The organism is Sphingobacterium sp. UBA865 (assembly GCF_002295765.1).
GTDB classification, from domain to species: domain Bacteria; phylum Bacteroidota; class Bacteroidia; order Sphingobacteriales; family Sphingobacteriaceae; genus Sphingobacterium; species Sphingobacterium multivorum.
This window is the reverse complement of record NZ_DBGB01000013.1, coordinates 149,609-166,850: the sequence shown is the minus strand read 5'-3', so window position 1 is coordinate 166,850 and position 17,242 is coordinate 149,609. Positions and strand designations below refer to the sequence as shown.

18 protein-coding genes are annotated in these 17,242 nt (G+C 38.6%); 6 read left to right on the top strand and 12 right to left on the bottom strand.

Features of this window, described 5'->3' with window-relative positions; genetic code table 11:
- Positions 1-16: 16 nt before the first annotated feature.
- The gene (locus B2O97_RS07970; RefSeq protein WP_286767230.1) at positions 17-1,042 is read right to left on the bottom strand and encodes a threonine aldolase family protein; all 1,026 of its coding nucleotides are present in this window, start codon (positions 1,040-1,042) and stop codon (positions 17-19) included.
- Between the two features lie 266 nt (positions 1,043-1,308).
- Here B2O97_RS07970 and B2O97_RS07965 point away from each other — a divergent pair, with 266 nt between their 5' ends.
- Entirely contained in the window at positions 1,309-1,827 is a 519-nt protein-coding gene (locus B2O97_RS07965) for a VOC family protein (protein ID WP_201303537.1), read from the top strand.
- Positions 1,828-1,838: 11 nt separating this feature from the next.
- On the opposite strand, the gene B2O97_RS07960 is transcribed toward B2O97_RS07965, so the two are convergent.
- Together B2O97_RS07960 and B2O97_RS07955 are read right to left on the bottom strand one after the other, a co-directional pair.
- Complete coding sequence (locus tag B2O97_RS07960; RefSeq protein WP_112374072.1) at positions 1,839-2,228, bottom strand: DUF2809 domain-containing protein; 390 nt, start codon at positions 2,226-2,228, stop codon at positions 1,839-1,841.
- A 20-nt stretch (positions 2,229-2,248) separates the two neighbouring features.
- Entirely contained in the window at positions 2,249-2,764 is a 516-nt protein-coding gene (locus B2O97_RS07955; RefSeq protein ID WP_070563896.1) for a hypothetical protein, read from the bottom strand.
- Between the two features lie 51 nt (positions 2,765-2,815).
- Here B2O97_RS07955 and B2O97_RS07950 point away from each other — a divergent pair, with 51 nt between their 5' ends.
- Positions 2,816-3,694, top strand: coding sequence for a hypothetical protein (locus B2O97_RS07950; RefSeq protein WP_112374073.1), 879 nt, complete (start codon positions 2,816-2,818; stop codon positions 3,692-3,694).
- 5 nt (positions 3,695-3,699) lie between these two features.
- On the opposite strand, the gene B2O97_RS07945 is transcribed toward B2O97_RS07950, so the two are convergent.
- From B2O97_RS07945 to B2O97_RS07935, 3 genes are all read right to left on the bottom strand, one after another.
- Positions 3,700-5,034, bottom strand: a complete 1,335-nt coding sequence (locus tag B2O97_RS07945; protein ID WP_070563902.1) for a GH1 family beta-glucosidase — start codon at positions 5,032-5,034, stop codon at positions 3,700-3,702.
- 363 nt (positions 5,035-5,397) lie between these two features.
- On the bottom strand, positions 5,398-6,072 hold the full coding sequence (locus tag B2O97_RS07940) for an SIMPL domain-containing protein (protein ID WP_286767229.1): 675 nt from the start codon (positions 6,070-6,072) through the stop codon (positions 5,398-5,400).
- A gap of 227 nt (positions 6,073-6,299) precedes the next feature.
- Positions 6,300-6,806 carry an RNA polymerase sigma factor gene (locus B2O97_RS07935; protein WP_070563905.1) on the bottom strand — a complete coding sequence of 169 codons (507 nt, stop codon included), beginning with the start codon at positions 6,804-6,806 and terminating at the stop codon, positions 6,300-6,302.
- Between the two features lie 349 nt (positions 6,807-7,155).
- Here B2O97_RS07935 and B2O97_RS07930 point away from each other — a divergent pair, with 349 nt between their 5' ends.
- On the top strand, positions 7,156-7,887 hold the full coding sequence (locus tag B2O97_RS07930) for a hypothetical protein (protein ID WP_070563908.1): 732 nt from the start codon (positions 7,156-7,158) through the stop codon (positions 7,885-7,887).
- A 10-nt stretch (positions 7,888-7,897) separates the two neighbouring features.
- Positions 7,898-8,554: a response regulator transcription factor gene (locus tag B2O97_RS07925; RefSeq protein WP_115048745.1), complete on the top strand. Its 657-nt coding sequence runs from the start codon at positions 7,898-7,900 to the stop codon at positions 8,552-8,554.
- 58 nt (positions 8,555-8,612) lie between these two features.
- Here the strand turns inward: B2O97_RS07925 and B2O97_RS07920 are convergent, their stop codons facing one another.
- Positions 8,613-8,861, bottom strand: a complete 249-nt coding sequence (locus B2O97_RS07920) for a hypothetical protein (RefSeq protein ID WP_159332946.1) — start codon at positions 8,859-8,861, stop codon at positions 8,613-8,615.
- A gap of 104 nt (positions 8,862-8,965) precedes the next feature.
- Positions 8,966-9,340 carry a hypothetical protein gene (locus B2O97_RS07915; protein WP_139144937.1) on the bottom strand — a complete coding sequence of 125 codons (375 nt, stop codon included), beginning with the start codon at positions 9,338-9,340 and terminating at the stop codon, positions 8,966-8,968.
- Between the two features lie 314 nt (positions 9,341-9,654).
- Between B2O97_RS07915 and B2O97_RS07910 the strand changes: the two genes are divergently transcribed.
- Complete coding sequence (locus B2O97_RS07910; protein WP_236560208.1) at positions 9,655-11,673, top strand: glycoside hydrolase family 43 protein; 2,019 nt, start codon at positions 9,655-9,657, stop codon at positions 11,671-11,673.
- Positions 11,674-11,681: 8 nt separating this feature from the next.
- Here B2O97_RS07910 and B2O97_RS07905 read toward each other — a convergent pair whose 3' ends face one another.
- From B2O97_RS07905 to B2O97_RS07890, 4 genes are all read right to left on the bottom strand, one after another.
- Positions 11,682-11,981: a hypothetical protein gene (locus B2O97_RS07905; protein WP_046673508.1), complete on the bottom strand. Its 300-nt coding sequence runs from the start codon at positions 11,979-11,981 to the stop codon at positions 11,682-11,684.
- A 113-nt stretch (positions 11,982-12,094) separates the two neighbouring features.
- Entirely contained in the window at positions 12,095-14,263 is a 2,169-nt protein-coding gene (locus B2O97_RS07900; protein WP_115048743.1) for an ATP-binding protein, read from the bottom strand.
- A gap of 163 nt (positions 14,264-14,426) precedes the next feature.
- Positions 14,427-15,053, bottom strand: a complete 627-nt coding sequence (locus tag B2O97_RS07895) for a hypothetical protein (RefSeq protein WP_070563921.1) — start codon at positions 15,051-15,053, stop codon at positions 14,427-14,429.
- Between the two features lie 97 nt (positions 15,054-15,150).
- Positions 15,151-15,906, bottom strand: a complete 756-nt coding sequence (locus B2O97_RS07890) for a Ku protein (RefSeq protein WP_070563924.1) — start codon at positions 15,904-15,906, stop codon at positions 15,151-15,153.
- Positions 15,907-16,031: 125 nt separating this feature from the next.
- On the opposite strand from B2O97_RS07890, the gene B2O97_RS07885 reads away from it, so the two are divergent.
- Positions 16,032-17,237, top strand: coding sequence for an NAD(P)/FAD-dependent oxidoreductase (locus tag B2O97_RS07885; protein ID WP_286767228.1), 1,206 nt, complete (start codon positions 16,032-16,034; stop codon positions 17,235-17,237).
- Positions 17,238-17,242 lie beyond the last annotated feature (5 nt).

The following is a 17,242-nucleotide window of genomic DNA, read 5'->3' as shown; positions in this document are numbered from 1 at the left end:
CCTAGAGGTCGGATCACTAAGATTTCAATATGGCCTCCATAAAACTTGCAACCTGCTCCTCGTCGGTGGCCCAGGAGGTAATCAGGCGAATAGCAGCATAATCATTATCTATTTCCTTCCAAATATAAAACTGGTATTTCTGACTCAATGTCTCTATGACAGATTTGGGTAAAATCGGGAAAATTTGATTAGTGGTTGAGTCTGTCAAAAATGAATGGCCTTTTTCTTTGATCACCTGAGCGATCCGCATAGCGTAGGAATTTGCTTTTTGCGCTAGTTCAAAATATAAATCATCTTTAAAGAGCTCGAGAAACTGAATGGATAAAACCCGGCCCTTGGCAAGCAAAGCGCCCTTCTGCTTGATTGCATAGTCAAAATCCAGTGCCAATTCGGGTTTATTAAACACTACGGCTTCACCTAAAAGCGCACCGTTTTTCGTCCCGCCAATATAGAATACGTCAGCATAATTTCCAATGTCTTTCAGTGTTAGATCGTTGTTTTCAGCCATCAAAGCATGCCCCAACCGAGCTCCATCCAGATAAAGTAAAAGATGATGTTCTTGACAACATACATAAAGTGCTTCCAATTCTGTCAGCGTATAGATCGTGCCAATTTCAGTCGAATTGGAAATATACACTATTCTTGGCTTTACGACATGTGGTGCCAGTGCATGTTCCTTTAACGTTTTTGTAATATTCTTCGGCGTTAGTTTTCCATCAAGTGTTTCGACAGTAATGACTTTGTGTCCAGTTGCTTCGATAGCGCCAGTTTCATTGGCCGATATGTGCCCCGTTTTTGCGCTAATTACGGCTTCATGGATACGTAAGAGAAAGGATAGCACAAGTAGATTGGTCTGTGTTCCGCCAGATAAAAAGTAAACAACAGCTTGCTCGTTCGCTATCTTTTTCTTCAAAATGCTTTTTGCTGCTTTAGCATATTCATCTTCGCCATAGCCGGCTTGTTGTATCAGATTTGTTTCAATAAGTTTATCTAAAATGCGGGGGTGCGCCCCTTCGGAATAATCGTTTTTAAAATTATACATAACGCTGTTTTTTACTTCAGATGCTATTTACTAAGTACGTCAAACGCATTACCAGGATGATAAATGAATCTTGACCGAGTCAAATGTATAAATACAATATCGTTTTTTAACAATCTGAGCAGGAAAAAAATGGGATAAAAGCTATGAATATAACATTCTGAGCGTATAAGAAAAGAATATGTTGTTTTGCATTGTAAATGTTTTTTCAAAACTTATGATTAAATTTGGGAGAGGAGGTAGAAATAAATATTTATCCTTATCAAATTATGAAAAGAGTCGTATTTGTTGCGAGTATTTCGCTGGCGTTTGGAATGGGGTACGCCTTTAATACCATGAGCAATTTGAACCGACCTGTCGAGTTAAAAAGAGTAACTGGTATAGGCGGAATTTTCTTCAAGTGCAAAGATCCTAAAAAATTAAGGGCCTGGTATGCCGATCATCTGGGACTGGCAACAAATTCTTACGGCGCTGTATTTGAGTGGTATCAGGGTGCTGATAGTACGAAAAAAGGATTTACGCAATGGAGCCCTTTTAAAGAGAGTACAAGCTATTTTGGTCCCTCGGACAAAGACTTTATGATCAATTATCGGGTTGCCGATATTGAAATTCTAATCGATCAATTGAAGAAGGAGGGAGTTACGGTACTTGATAAGATCGAGTCCTTTGACTATGGCAAATTTGTTCATATCATGGATATTGAAGGAAATAAAATAGAGCTTTGGCAGCCGAATGATGTTGCTTATGAAAAGATGGGCATCGATATGGGGGCCAAAACGACAAAATAGGTCTATTCAGTTCACAACGCAGGGTCTGTTTTTAGCAAATGATCTTTAAGATAATCAAGAAATGCAGCTCCAAGCGCTCCCAGGAAATAAGCCCCTAAATCTGACCAGAGAAATCCTTGTCCAAATACGAGGCGCAAAAGTGAATTGCTCCTTATCCATAAAAATAGGGGCAATTGGACAAGTTGTAAAAATTCAATGGTAAAACAGAATAGAATGGTAATGATACAGTAGGAGAACAGTGATTTTTTAATAAATATTAAGCGTGATAACCAATACACCATCATGGCATAAAGCACATCGCCACATATAGGCGGTATGACAGATATTTTACGTGAGATTAAACCCAAGAGTAGAGTTGTCACCATTAGGACCAAATACTGAATTTTTGCCGCGCTTTTCATTTCGTATATCGATGCCAAATTTATTGCCTGGAATAGGAAATTGTTTCAACAGGATTTCCAAAGATCTTTTTGTTCCCCTTTGTCTTCACAAATCTACCCTGTTGTGCTATTGCACTAGCGATGGAGAAAATGACATTTGTGTCGTTTTGGGGGTGTATTGTAGCGAGTAGCTGTCTATTTTGATCGAACAGCTGAAGCTGGTTGACCAAAGCATGGTTTATTTCCATGATGTAGATCTCTTTCAGTGGAATAATGCTATCCTCTTTTTTCGGCTGCCTGATAGATAAGTTCGCACTGTCAACTTGTACTTCAATCTTGGGATTGATCAATTGCAAGATGACGACTAGTGGACCAATGATAACAACCGCAACCAATATCCCTAAGCCCTTCGCCGAACCAAAGTTATTTGCCGCATCGGCCATCCCATTTATACCACCGAAGATCATATAACATAGTATAAATACAACAACTAAATAAATTAATCCAAAGATTAAGCCCTTTTTAACCTGGTGTGATTTAAACTGAAAAGTCTTCATACGATACGCTTTGATTTTTTACATATATATTAATTAAAGATATTTATATTTATGCAATCAGAGAGATATTATGTTAAACATTTTTTCATTTTGTTCGAGCAGGTAGTGGAAAACAGCATTGAAATTAAGAGAACCAACTTCCAACGGAAATCAGATTATTTTCAACTGCTGATGTATATGCTATGCTCAGTGCTGGGTGTTGTCAGTATATTTTGGGATTGGAAAGCAAGTATCCCAGCTGTAATGTGTACAATTTTTGTGTTAATAATACGACGTAAGGTTGACATTTTGTCTAATATGAGCTGGTTTATTTTTGGATTTATTGCTGTTGCATTGCTTTTGTCCTGGATTTTTCATCTGTCTTTTGGTCTGTTTGTGCTTCAGTGTGCATTATTTGCAACCGTTAAACTTGCCATATCAAAATTTAGAGAGATTGGTCAAGATCACACTGATATTATCTTCTCTTTAAATGCCATTGAGTTCTCTTGTCTATGTCCCGAAAACAGCGATTATAAGGGCTATGCAATAAATCCCATGGGCTATAAAAAGCGATTTCAAATGGCAGATATTCGCTCTGTACAACGCGATCGCAAAAATCTACTTATCGTATTAAAAGAACAGATCGTCCGCCCCCGCGAACTTAGACAGGAAGAGATAGAGCTCATTCTTACGTATTTTAGAAAAAATAAGGCCGCTCTTATTCATGCGGTAACCACCGAAAGGATCCTCCAGGAAGAGGATCGTGTCTATTGGATCAAGCTGATTGTTTTTGCTTTGCCCTGTCTGTTGGCGGTATGCGCAATCTATATTTTTGCTGATAACGGGCGAAATTCATTAATCAGCGTATGTATCATTATTGGGGCAATACTTGTAGCGGTAATTTTATTAAAAATCACGAATTTGATTTATCATCATGGTGAGAAAAAGTAATTTTTTTATTTTAAGAAGTCCGCATACCAATGCCCAGAGGATTTGATGATACGTTGTTGATTTTTGAAATCAACATACACCAGTCCAAATCTTGGCCGATATCCTTCAGCCCATTCGAAGTTGTCAAGAAAAGTCCATACAAAATAGCCCTTGACATTTATACCTTCCTGTTTCGCACGATAAACTTGTTGCAATGCTTCCTGTAAATAGGAAACTCTTTTAGGATCATGTACTATACCATTCTCGGCTTTATCCGGAAACGCGGCGCCGTTTTCGGTAACAATTAAAGGCGGCATGTTTTGGTAGGTACTGAATTTTTTGAGCATATGATAGATGGACGCTGGGTAAACCTCCCAGTTCATTTCAGTTAAATCAACTTTACGCTCTTTTGCGGATACTATTTTTGCTTGGAGATAAGGAACGAACATGGCGTATCGTATAACCTCCCGCGTATAATTCTGTATCCCAATGAAATCCATATCAAATTTCAGGTCTCTTTCATCATTAAATTTAATATACTTCTCAATTCTATTCAGTATTTTAATCTCCTGAGTAGGATAGCCCATTCCTAAGAGAGGTTCTATAAACAGACGATTGAGTAATACGTCTGCTTTTTTTGCTGCTTTAATGTCCTTGTCTCTCGATGTGAATGGTTCGACATGAGAACATGAAAATGTAGTTCCAACCTGACTGTCGGGCTGGATCGATTTGATGATTCGACCTCCCTGTGCTTGTGCCAATGCCGCATGATGCGCGGCGGCCAAAAAATTACCCAGACCTTTTCGTTCCGGTGCATGCACGCCAAAGAAATAACCTGCGGCAGTGAATACGGTAGGCTCATTGAGAACCATCCAGTTTTTAACACGATCACCGTAGGTATGCACACATTTGGAAACAAATTCGCCAAACCAATCTTTTACATCACGGTTCACCCAGCCACCTTTTTTTTCTAATGCATGGGGAAGATCCCAATGGTATAAGGTAACCCAAGGGGTGATCCCTAGTTCGAGCGATAGGTCGATCAATTGATCATAAAAATCCAAACCTGATTGATTTACTTCACCGATTCCACCCGGGAAAATACGGCTCCATGATAAGGAGAATCTATAATTAGGAATATGCATTCCTTTCATTAGATGGAGATCCTGGACGTAGCGATTATAAAAATCGCAAGCCTGATTACCATGTTGATTTTGAAATATACGGTTCCTTTTTTGTACAAAGATATCCCAAATAGAAGGACCTTTGCCATGTAAATCATGCGCACCCTCGATCTGATAGGCAGCTGTAGACACTCCCCAAATAAAATCTTTGCCAAAAGCATCTTTGGTTAAAAGCATTTATAAAATAAAATTATCGGACCTCAATGCCGTTTAAAAACAATTAGGTCTTGTGGAATCTCAAGGGTGAATAGAATGAACTGAATCGACCTAGAAAGATCCTAAATATAATTCGCTGGAAAAAATAGTTTATCGTTTTCATAATAGATACATTACTCCGTTGATTACATTGAACTATTGCATGATAAAGTAACGAAACGAAAATGAACTGTATATAAACTATGTGTTAAATATACGAAAAAAACACCGCGATGAATCATGGTATTTAACTTAGCCGTATGCTAATTCTAAGCAAGTTTTATTCGTAAGTACGATCTTACCAGAATGTCTAATTGGCGTAGATTCTTAATCCCAATTTTTGAGCTATCTAATTTCAAATTCCGTATATATTGTCCTTTTAAATTCTAAAACTTCGGGGGCTACTTTAAATCCTTCGCCGCCGTAACCCTTGTTGAATGTTTCTAACGCCATCCCTGTTCTAAACTGCGTCGATTGGTTGGATGCGCTTCCGTCGTTCGACAAAAACAGCAGTTTGCCAATTTCGACATCTGCCCGAGATGCAAGTTTTTTTGCAGATTTTAATGCATCATCATAAGCAATAAGATCCGCTTCTCTTAAAATACTGTCTGCTTTGGAATGATCGAATGAGATGGAGCCTATTCCGCTTATTTTGGTCTCTAACAACTTGCCTGTTAATTCTGTAAATTTCGATAAATCATGTAAAACAAAATCGATTGTTTGTTGTGCTTGATAACCAATAAATTTATTGGTATTTCCGATGTATTGATAATCCTTATTTGCTGATACGCTGCTTGTTTTAATGTCTTCCTTTTTATTGCCGTATTTTTGGAGCAATGCAATGACCGTATCGACAGTTGCTTGAGTCTCTCTAACCGCGTCTACCATCCTCGGTTTTGTGAATGCCGTATTGATTGTCAACGTGACTTGATCGGGCATTATCCTAATCTTTCCTTCACCACTGACACGAATTCTATTTTCACCTTCTTTTGCTGCCCGATCACAGGACAATACTACCATAATGCCACTCAAGCATATAAAAAATAAAGTGATTAACTGTTTTCATACTTTTTGATGTTCAATCTATTAAATCAATAAGTTGTTCCCTAAATATCTAAATATAATGAATAACTAGGATATCCGCTAGGGTAAAATGCAGTTGAAGAATAGGAAGGTCTAAGTAATGGGAAATAAGATAAAAAAGCAGGCTAAATACCTGCTTTTTTATCTTGAAAAGCGACCATTTTTTAATCGATACTTTTTGAATAAATCTTTAGGTGTTTTTGCAGTGCTTTCCTGGCCATATGTATACGTGTTTTGACCGTACCCTCCGGGATTTGCAGATGCTCTGCAATTTCATAATATTTAAATCCTTCCAAAAACATTGCAAAGGCGTTATAGTAATCTTTTGATAAACTATTGAGTGCGTGTTGTATATCAGAGGCTATAAAATTATTTTCACCGCGATTGGTTGTTATTTCATTATGATAACCTATACTTACATATTCATTGCGGTAATTCTCCAATCTTTTATTTCGAGTATATTGGTTAATATATGTATTTTTCATGATTATATAGAGCCAGGACATCAACTTTGGATGTTTCAGGAATTTTTCAATAGATCCCAATGACCTTACCATGGTCTCCTGAACCAGATCTTCTCGTTCATCCGGATCGTTTGTAAATTGCGCTGCCAAATATTTTAATGTAGGTCTTTTTTCCTTAAACAGTTGATCGATTGTTAAATTTTCCATATTATCAAGTTTTAAGTGTCTATCTTGCCTATATCACTACAATTAAGGTGCTAGAAAATAATTAAGAGGAAATGCGTTGACGCTGAATGGATCAAGCTGTTTTATTACTTGTTTTATTTTAACAATCAGTTAGTCAATGTTTTATGTAGAATAACTATTCAGCTATCAGGCTGATGCTAAGCGTTATTCTGCATTAATAACAAGTGTTTTCCTGTTTCATTTCCCCCTTTTTTCTTTTTGTCGCACGTATTTATACGTAGTGTTTTAATTGGTACATTTTTAATGGCTAAATAGATGTGAATATTTAAAACTGTTGATACCTTTAAATGGTTATTAGTTATGACATGTAATGAAAAACAATATGGGGGACGAAAACAAAAAACTATATTTTGATCTATCAGAAGAGCCTGTGGGACGGTTGGAGAACCTCAAAGAGCCTTCGGAGCTAAAGCAGGTATGGGATGGTAGTCAAGAAGATTTTTATAAATCGATTATTAGGAATCAACAAGATGATATTGGAAAAATAGGACGGTATTTCCGCGATGAATTGGCTCAGGAACTTTACGGAATGCGTATATCTCTTCAGAATTTTACAAATCGCTATGGTGATTTTGAAGAATTACGTTGCTTACGTGATTCATTAAGCACGTTGGTTATGGAGATTCGTAATAAAGCTGTATTGCTCTACAATCCGATACTGAATGATCTTGGCATTTTTCATGCAGTTGATGAGGCTGTGGCGAGTTATAGAAAACGATCGGGTTTTACAATTGACACCTTGCTAGATCCGCATTTAAGAGAATTGCATCATGAGGCACAAGTTCAGCTGTTTAAGTTACTTACTGCTATATTCCAGTATTTAAATGATGAGATTCCTTCACAGGCTATTTCAGTTTCGGTACAGGTGATTGAATTTGAGATTTTAGTTAAAGTGTCACCTTTTTTTAGCCAGGGGAGATCGCTGTCAACAATAAAACATGAACATAGTCCAATGCGTTTGATGAAGATTGCTGAACTCTATAATGCACGGATTATGAATCATACGCCGGAGACAGGTATTTTACTTAAATTAACTATTTAAAAAAAGAATAATGATAAAAATCCTATTGGTTGAAGACCACATGGTTGTACGTAACGGAATAAAATTACTATTAGAATCGCAAGATGGATTTGAAGTTGTTGGAGAGGCGTCGAATGGAAAGGAGGCTCTTCAGTTCTTAAATTCTAATCCTGTTCCTGATATTGTCTTAACAGACATCAGCATGGAGGAAATGGATGGTATTGAACTATTACATGAATTAAAAAAACAGTATCCGTCCATTAAAGTAGTAATACTGTCCATGTTGAATCAGATCAACTACGTTGTTGAAGCATTTGAATCTGGTCTTGCCGGATATTTGGTTAAAAACGTTGGCTATAACGAATTGCTTTTTGGATTAAATCATATCGCAAATGGGGGACGATACATGAGCGAGGAAATCGCAATGATACTATTGGACCAAGTTCGCTCTGGACAAAGCTATGCACAGGTATCAGGCGAGCTACAGACAGATTTTGATATCTCCGATAGAGAGTTTGAAGTACTCAAATTAATTGCAGAAGGATACACAAATATTGAAATTGCCGATAAGATATTTTTAAGCAAGCGTACAGTTGAAGGACACCGTCAAAACTTAATCGATAAAGCGGGCGTAAAAAATACAGCTCATTTGGTCAAATTTGCATTTGAAAGAGGCATTTTGAATTAAAAATTTCCTGATAGCCCCATCAGGAAATTTGAAATCTACACCACTATATTTTATGCAGTTAGTTTGTTACACGCAATTGCGCAAAGTTCACATAACTTAGCACAGTGCTGGCAATGTTCATGTGGATGCATAAAGCACTCCTCTGCACAGAGTGTACATAATTCAGCGCAAGTCTTGATAAGTCGTCGGCTATAGTAACTTTCCATAGCAAGAAGTTCGGCCACTGCTTTACAAACGACTGCGCATTCCATATCCAATGCAATACATTTTGCCATGGCTTGAAGGTCACTTTCTTTTGTGCAAGCATTCGCACAGGTATGGCAAGCAGTAACACATTGCCAACAGGCTTCTATACACGATTGTTCGATTGAATTTATCATAAGTTTGTCGTTTTGTCTCGCTGATTGCGCCTTACATAACTGACTTGGCAGCTTTGATGCTATCTTCTAAATAGCCCATTATACCGTCATGATCAGCTTGGGTAATTTTGCCATTCCTTAAATTTTCCAAAACATCTTTTTTAATTCGAGCGATGGCTTGTTCTTTTTCCATCGCTTCTACTGCTGTCTTTGCATTGATTCGATCGACAATGATTTTGCCGAGTTTGTTGTATATCCTTTCAGCTTCCTTATTGGACAACGCTGGAGCTGGAATCCCAGCAACAGCCTCGTTAGCAGCAGCTATATTTGCATAAATGACTGCTTCTGTATTCTTTGCTGCCGCAGCTTCAGCTCTCGCTATAGCTTGTTCACTGGCTGCCGCTGCTTTATTTTCGGCCTCCTCCATATGACGGGAAGCTTTTTCCTGAGGAGTTTGATGATTACACGATATCAACAGCAGACTGGTTATTAAGGAAAAGAAAAAGATGTTATTACATATCATGACCTACGCTCTTAATTAAGTATTTGATTATTTTAAATAGAACGGGTCTCAGAAGTAAATGGTTTGTCAATTAAATGAAACAGTTGCATTTAACTAAACTTGGTTAGAGAAATGGTTTTATGATACAAAATGATGTTCAATTGATACAATATTACCGGCAATTGAGCGATTAATTATTGAATTTTAGATATCTGTATACCAAATAGCTATTTAATTCAATGAACAAAATATACCTTTTAATTAGTGCCCTTTTTCTGTCTTTTGTACAGACGACAATCGCACAGCATACCACAGCAGTATCGATAGGAAAGGCGAATATTCCAATAGACGGAATTTTTCAGGCTGATCCAACCGTATTCTTTTACGGGGGATATTATTATCTGTATGGTACGAATGGAGATTCTGAAGAACAGCAGGGGTTTAAAGTGTATCAATCTACAGATTTGAAACATTGGAAGGTCCCGGCAGGCACAACTTCAGGTTTTGCTCTTTTAAAAGGAGATGCTTTTGGATCGACGGGATTTTGGGCGCCACAGGTATGGTTTGAAAAGGGTAAATTTTATATGGCTTATACAGCAGATGAGCATATAGCAATTGCAGTTAGTGATAGCCCTGTAGGTCCTTTTAAGCAAACTTCCAAAGCACCACTTGAAGTCGGGCAAAAGCAGATAGATCCTTTTGTATTCAGCGATCGCAATGGGAGGAAATACCTGTTTCATGTCAGATTAACGCAAGGAAATAGAATTTTTGTCGCCGAATTAAAGTCCGATTATTCGGGAATAAAAGGAGAGACGCTAAAAGAATGTGTCCATGCGGAATTACCCTGGGAAAATACAGCAAATGCAGAGTGGACGGTTACCGAAGGTCCTACTGTTATCCAGCAAGGCCAGTATTATTATATGTTTTATTCGGCAAATGATTTTCGAAATAAAGACTATGCTGTCGGCGTGGCAATCGCGGATAATGTCTATGGGCCTTGGAAAAAACTAGAAGGTCAGCCGGCATTAAGCCGAAAAAATAGCGGTTTTGCCGGAACTGGACATGGCGACGTTTTCAAAAAAGGAAAGCAATGGTATTATGTCTGTCACACACACTTTTCAGATGAAAAAGTGGCACCTCGGAGAACCGCTATCATACCGTTTAATTTTGCATCAACCAGTGACGGTATTCCGGTTCCTCGGTTTGATACCGCAAAGTTTCGCTTCCTGGCTACAGATCAGGGATTGACCCGGAATGGAAAATCCTATCAAACGGATGTAGCCTTTGGCGATCCCTTTATTGTATTTGATCCGCCTACCGATCGATATTATTTATATGGCACAGGTGGAACTGAAAACGGCTTTATTGCTTATAGTTCCAAAGATCTGAAAACATGGACGAAGGAAAGGAAAGTATATGATGCCAACCAGCCTAATGGCTGGGGAGAAAAAGATTTTTGGGCGCCTGAAGTTTACCGGGTCAATAACAAATACTATATGTATTATAGCGCCCATTGGAAAGATAATCCAAAACAACATATTGAAAACTATCGCATCGGGGTAGCTGTGGCGGATAGTCCCTTAGGGCCATTCAAAGACCTTACTGGAAAACCTATTTTTGATCCGGGATATCCAATTATTGATGCGAACGTTTTTAGAGATACCGACAATAGGAATTATCTGTTTTATTCGCGTTGTTGCTATGAGCATCCGGTGGAGTCGGAGGTTGCGGATTGGGCGAAGCAGAAGTATGGCTATAGCAGGATCGAAGAGAGCTGGGTGTATGGTGTTGAATTGGACAGCAGTATGACTAAAACGATCGGGGACCCAGTCCTTTTAATGCGACCTCCAGTTTCGATGAATGACGCACAGGCTGAATGGGAGAGTAGGTCAGTCACTTCGGGTGAGATAAATAGACGATGGACAGAAGGTTCTTTTCTAATGAAAAAAAACGGACAATATTATATGATGTATTCCGCCAACTATTTTGCTGGAGCCAATTATGCGGTAGGCTATGGAACGGCAACTGCCCCATTGGGAAGCTATGAAAAGTCACCTGCTAACCCAATCATTGAAAAAAATATCCATAGCGGGGGAGTAATTTCGGGTACCGGACACAATAGCCTATTTAGCGATAGAGAAGGAAAGCTCCGCTGTGTGTATCACGGACGTACTATAAAAACGGGTGATAAACGCATGGTGTTTATCAGCGACGTTTTCTTTAATGAAAATGGCCAATTGCATATCGTTACAGATTGACCCACGGGTCAATCTGTCTTTTTGGGTATTGCCGGATTTTCGACATTTTCATCCCAAGCAGCGGACGAGGCCGCTCTAGCACTTGTTCCGTCGCTTGTTTGTGTCTTTTTATGGGCATAATTGACATTTTCTTCTTCTTCAGGATCGGTTTCATCCACGTCCGGTTCAGGACGCTCAATTGGATCAGTATCATTGGGATCCGGAATAGTATGTTGCCCGAATAATCCTTTACGATACCATATGTTACTAAAGTAATAGGCAATAATCAAACCTCGTTTTACTACTGCATGTTGCAATATCTCTTCCATGTTTTCGATTTCGTTTAAGTGGTACAACCCTCTTTATTCGCGTTGTATTCTCTCGAATAATGAACAATATCAGCAAGGAAATAGTTTGCGAGATTTCAGGATGCTGCATCAGGTTAATTGAGCAACATTTGTTCGGGAAATGGCTTAACAATTGGAAAGTAAAGATGAACTGTTGTACCCAAACCGACTTCCGATTCAATTTTTATATTTCCTCCCAACCGCTCCATAATGCGCTTTACGAGTGAAAGACCAATGCCCGTACCGGGTATGGAGCCCACGTTATCCGCCCTTGTAAACATTTCGTATATGTGCGGTAGGTGTTCACTGGGTATGCCAATTCCATTATCCTTGATTTGATAATGGGTATAATCATCTTCATGCGAACTATCTATGGATACCACAGGGCTGTCCGACTGGGCTGAATATTTTATAGCGTTGATAATTAAATTGGAAAAAATTTGATAAGCGGCACTTTTCTCGCCCCAAATAGGCAATAATGTACCAAAAGTGGGCCGACAATTATTGACGTTATATAGAATACTGTTTTCTTGGAATATACGCTGAATGGTGTAGGCCATTGGAAGTGGCTCTTTGTCTAAAATGCTGGATCGGTGTTGACTTAATTGTACCATATTGTTGATAATATCCTCAATGTTGGTGACACTTCGGCTGAAATTCTGATACCATTTATTGATTTTTTTAAAATCGATATTGTCGGGGTGTTGCTGAAGAAATTGTATGCCCATTTTTAAGATGGACAGCGGGTTTTTCAAATCGTGGGAAAGCGTATGGGTAAACATTTCCAATTCATTGTTTAAGCTGAGAAGTTCGTCATTGAGGAGCTGGCGTTCTTTCAATTTCGCAAAGATGGATTCTTTGATGATTTGATTTAAGCGAAGCACAAAGTTAATTTCAGCATCATTCCATGGCTTGGCAACATCATAACGCGTATCTTCCCAGATTTTGAGCTGCTTTTTACCATCCTGTTCTTCTTTTAACTCCATTTGCATGACCTGACTGCTATTTTCTCTTCTAAACCAAACGATGTAATAATCGTTCTCCAAGCCTACCTTTAAATACATTAGACCGGCAAAACCAAGCTTTTCTTTAAAGTTTTCTTGATGATTTAGACGAAAGTTGTAGTCTTTAAAGAGGGCTTTGTCGGTATGTTTCTGCAGGAATTGAATGAGTTCATAAAACTGTGCTTTAGGAGGAGACTGCCCATAGCTAAAAACGTCGCCCTGATTGAAAATCGCCAAACCGTCTGCATCCACAAGCTGAGTTAGGATGTCCATATGTTGTATCAAGGCACAATTTACCATCTTATTTTCAGAGAGACTTTTCTTTAATTCTTCTTCTGCGAGCTTTAGAAGCTCTGTTCTTTCCAAGAGATTCTGTTTGACATGACTTTCATATTTGCTGGTTGCCGCCTGGATGGCAAACGTGCATAGTTTTCGTTGTTGTAGGTCGACCACACGCTTTTCGTTATGCTGCGCAACCACAAGTCCCCAAAAATCATCATCAATACAGATTCGAAAAAAAAGGGCACTTTGAACATTTATTTCTTTCAAAAAAAGTTGATGGAGTTCAGGCAGAGGAGATAATAGGCTCGAAAGGGGATCGATGGACTCATCTTTATAATAGAATTCTTGTCCCTGATCGTCCATGTTGGGAGCGTATCGATACGAATAACCGCGATAATAAGACAAGACTTCCTCGGGCATAAAATCTTTGGAGAATTCCTTGCCTTTGAAAGAAGACCGTCCATTTGCCGTATGCTCATCAATCACCGAACTATACCCTGTTTCTTGAATTTGCAAAACGAAAACACGATCATAATTCAATATCTTGTTGATGGCCGAACAAACGCGATTCCAATTATTTGGCTGAATGGTATCCAACAAAAAATTGAGTTCGTTAATTTTTTTAGCGGGAATATATTTTTTATGCTGTTGTTCCCATTCAATGTAAAGATATTCATCATGTCTACGTAATTTTACATAAACCCGGTCGTTTTTAATTTTAATGGGTAAAATGTGGCGCGACTGTCCGTTTTCAAGAAGTTCCATCACAGCATTCCTCACTTTTAACAAAGCTTCGCCGAAGATATGGCCAAAGCTATGAAAAAAATGAGTTCCTAATAGAGCTTCACTGGTATAATGTTCTTTTACGACAGACTCCGTTACTCCGACGATCGTAAAGTGCCGATCTAAAATGACCAGTTTGCCAAAAGATTGAAGCTTAATAGCGGTTTGATTGCTCGATTGGATTGTATGATTCATAGTACCCCAAAACTCCTAATGTATACATAAATGTACGAAAAAAAATTACGACAACATAGATCGAATCTTTAATATTAGAACGTTGGAAAGTAGATAAAATTGCTTTATTGGCTTCTTTTTACTTTGGAATTAAAAATGGTACCATTTTCTCACATGTAACATACTATAAATGGGCATTAAATTCTTTGGCAACAGCATTCGCCATTCCTTTAATTAATGATTTCCACTGCGGATAGGAGGCTCCTATTTTCGCCGCCAAACCGACGAGATAGTTCCGAACATTATCGCTAAAATTTTCATTGTCAACGTTTATGATCTCGTTTCTGCCAGCATATTGAAACAATATACTGTTTCTACGCTGTTCGATCAGGAAAGTTGACGATGAAATTCCTTCGAAAAAATGAGCTGTATTTTTATCGCCGGGATGGCTTGGATCGGGACAAGGCTTTAAGGTTAGGGCAAAAACTTTATAATCATCGGTTTTGTCTAGCGTGAGGTTAACGACATGCACCCAGTCATAACCACCGCTACTTGGAAGTCCCGGTCCGGGGATATCCAGTCTGATATAATCATGTAATTCGAGTAAGCGATCTATCGGTGTACCATAACCGCCTGTTAATTGAAATGTGGTAGCGGGTAATTGGGCTAACGTGTACCAATGGTTGACCTTTCTCAGGTTCTCTACGCCCAATTCAAATGCTAAGTTAGCGATATCTTCACTTGCAAATTCAAGTGATTCAAAACAATCAAGTCTTTTCCCTTCTTTTTGTTCCGGTATGATATTTTTCATCGTTTTTCCATTTATGTTTAAAATACTGGATTTCTTATTCCTGCTTTTAGCTTCCTTGATGGTAGCTAAGCCACCTAGGTTTTTATGTCGGTGCGTCTTAACCCAAGCTCGCTTTTAGTTTGGCAAGGAGATCGTCTGCTTTTGTATGCTCAACTTTCATTTTTCGGATGGTTGGGCGTTTTCCCTTGTCTTTTTGCTTGATAATTTTTAGGAGCTCGTCCATGTATTCATTTTTATATTTACTAATATCAAAGGACTTACTGTGCTGCTCAATCAGCTGTGTCGCCATGTCCATTTCCACCTTTTGAATTTTTATTGTAGTGGGCAATTTAAGGTCGTCCAAGCCCCTAATCTCCTGCTGATAGCGAATTTTATTCAATACCAATGCATTACGATAGGGTTTTATAAGGGCTAGATGTTCGACATTTCGCATCACAAATGCTCCTAAACCCGCCATTTTTGTTTTTTCTAAAGCTTTGACAAGCAGCTGATAAGCTTTCTCACCGCCCTTCTGTGGTTCGAGGTAATAAGGTGTTTCAAAATAAATACTGTCGACATCCATCAGTTTTACAAATGCATGCAGATTGATAAGTTTTGATTTCTCCGGACTTGCATCTTCAAAATCGGCGTCTTCCAAAACTACATAGTGGTCTTTCATAAAGTATCCTTTAACAATATTGTCCCACTTTACTTCTTTACCAGTCTGTTCATTTACCCGTTTGAATTTAATATTGGATAAATCTTTACGATCAAGCATGTCCAAATCGAGACTTGCATTTTCAGTTGCACTATATAATTTTATGGGAATATTAACTAAGCCAAAACCAATAGCCCCTGTCCAAATTGCACGCATATGTTGTCCATTTATTGCTAATACGATAACCTTCGCTATGGAGGAATGGTTTGAAATTTAATAAAATAGCTGGCAAACTATTCCTAAAGGAATCGGTTATATACTGTAAAGCTGCTATTATTATCATGGATTTAAAGTCAAATGAGCCATTTTGGTTGGTGAAGAATGGTCTCTTAAATACCTATCCTTCCTTACAAAAAGATATAAGCTGTGATGTACTTATTGTAGGAGGGGGGATCACCGGAGCCTTGATTGCGCATCAATGTATGGCCGATGGAAAGAAATGTGTTCTTATAGATAAGCGGGAAATTGTGAATGGGAGTTCGGCGGCAACAACTTCCATGTTACAATATGAGATTGATATTCCCTTATATAGATTAAAGGAATTAATCGGCATTCAGGGGGCAATTGCGAGCTACCGAGCCTGTGGAGAAGCGATTGATAAATTAGGTAGACTTGCCAAGAAAATCCGATCGAAAGCTGGTTTTAGAAGCAAACAGTCACTCTACTATGCGGCAAAGAAAAAGGATATAGCTTGGCTAAAGGTGGAGTTCGAAGCAAGGCAAGAAGCTGGCTTCGACGTCAAGTGGCTGACGGAGCGGGATATCAGGGAACGTTATGCAATGTGCGGTGCTTATGGGGGTATACTTTCGGATCTAGGGGCAAGCATTGACGCCTTTTGTTTCACACACGAACTATTGGCATATAATGTTAACCGAGGGTTATCTATTTTTGACAAAACAGCGTTGGAAAAAGTGTTTTATAAGTCTGGTTATAATTCAGCGATTACTTCAACAGGGGCTAAAATCAAAGCGGAAAAGATTATCTATTGTACAGGATACGAAACAACAAATCTCATTTCCGAAAAATTTGTTGACCTGCTAAGCACATTTGCTATTGTATCGGAAGCTGATAAAGAACATAATCAGCTATATCGCGACCTTCTCATCTGGAATACGGCCACGCCCTATTTGTATATGCGAACAACAGACGACGATAGGTTTCTGATTGGAGGAGAAGATGAGACCTTTAGAGATCCCATCAAGCGAGATGAGCTCATTGCAAAGAAGTCTCATAAGTTAGCGCAGTCATTTAATAAAATTTTTGTCGATAAAACCTTCCGCACTGATTTTACTTGGGCAGGTACATTTGGGACGACCAAAGATGGATTACCTTATATCGGAGAACATAGAAAGTTCAAAAATTCATATTTTGTATGTGGCTTCGGCGGAAATGGTATAACCTTTTCTGTTGCAGCAATGGAGATGGTTGCGAGTTGGCTTCATAATCTAAACCATCCATTGGAAGAATGGTTTAGATTTGGCCGGTAATTTCC

Coding starts and splice junctions, on each gene's coding strand:
- B2O97_RS07970 (WP_286767230.1), bottom strand. CDS start 1,042: ATGTATAATTTTAAAAACGATTATTCCGAAGGGGCGCACCCCCGCATT.
- B2O97_RS07965 (WP_201303537.1), top strand. CDS start 1,309: ATGAAAAGAGTCGTATTTGTTGCGAGTATTTCGCTGGCGTTTGGAATG.
- B2O97_RS07960 (WP_112374072.1), bottom strand. CDS start 2,228: ATGAAAAGCGCGGCAAAAATTCAGTATTTGGTCCTAATGGTGACAACT.
- B2O97_RS07955 (WP_070563896.1), bottom strand. CDS start 2,764: ATGAAGACTTTTCAGTTTAAATCACACCAGGTTAAAAAGGGCTTAATC.
- B2O97_RS07950 (WP_112374073.1), top strand. CDS start 2,816: ATGCAATCAGAGAGATATTATGTTAAACATTTTTTCATTTTGTTCGAG.
- B2O97_RS07945 (WP_070563902.1), bottom strand. CDS start 5,034: ATGCTTTTAACCAAAGATGCTTTTGGCAAAGATTTTATTTGGGGAGTG.
- B2O97_RS07940 (WP_286767229.1), bottom strand. CDS start 6,072: ATGGTAGTATTGTCCTGTGATCGGGCAGCAAAAGAAGGTGAAAATAGA.
- B2O97_RS07935 (WP_070563905.1), bottom strand. CDS start 6,806: ATGGAAAATTTAACAATCGATCAACTGTTTAAGGAAAAAAGACCTACA.
- B2O97_RS07930 (WP_070563908.1), top strand. CDS start 7,156: ATGAAAAACAATATGGGGGACGAAAACAAAAAACTATATTTTGATCTA.
- B2O97_RS07925 (WP_115048745.1), top strand. CDS start 7,898: ATGATAAAAATCCTATTGGTTGAAGACCACATGGTTGTACGTAACGGA.
- B2O97_RS07920 (WP_159332946.1), bottom strand. CDS start 8,861: ATGCTTGCACAAAAGAAAGTGACCTTCAAGCCATGGCAAAATGTATTG.
- B2O97_RS07915 (WP_139144937.1), bottom strand. CDS start 9,340: ATGGAGGAGGCCGAAAATAAAGCAGCGGCAGCCAGTGAACAAGCTATA.
- B2O97_RS07910 (WP_236560208.1), top strand. CDS start 9,655: ATGAACAAAATATACCTTTTAATTAGTGCCCTTTTTCTGTCTTTTGTA.
- B2O97_RS07905 (WP_046673508.1), bottom strand. CDS start 11,981: ATGGAAGAGATATTGCAACATGCAGTAGTAAAACGAGGTTTGATTATT.
- B2O97_RS07900 (WP_115048743.1), bottom strand. CDS start 14,263: ATGAATCATACAATCCAATCGAGCAATCAAACCGCTATTAAGCTTCAA.
- B2O97_RS07895 (WP_070563921.1), bottom strand. CDS start 15,053: ATGAAAAATATCATACCGGAACAAAAAGAAGGGAAAAGACTTGATTGT.
- B2O97_RS07890 (WP_070563924.1), bottom strand. CDS start 15,906: ATGCGTGCAATTTGGACAGGGGCTATTGGTTTTGGCTTAGTTAATATT.
- B2O97_RS07885 (WP_286767228.1), top strand. CDS start 16,032: ATGGATTTAAAGTCAAATGAGCCATTTTGGTTGGTGAAGAATGGTCTC.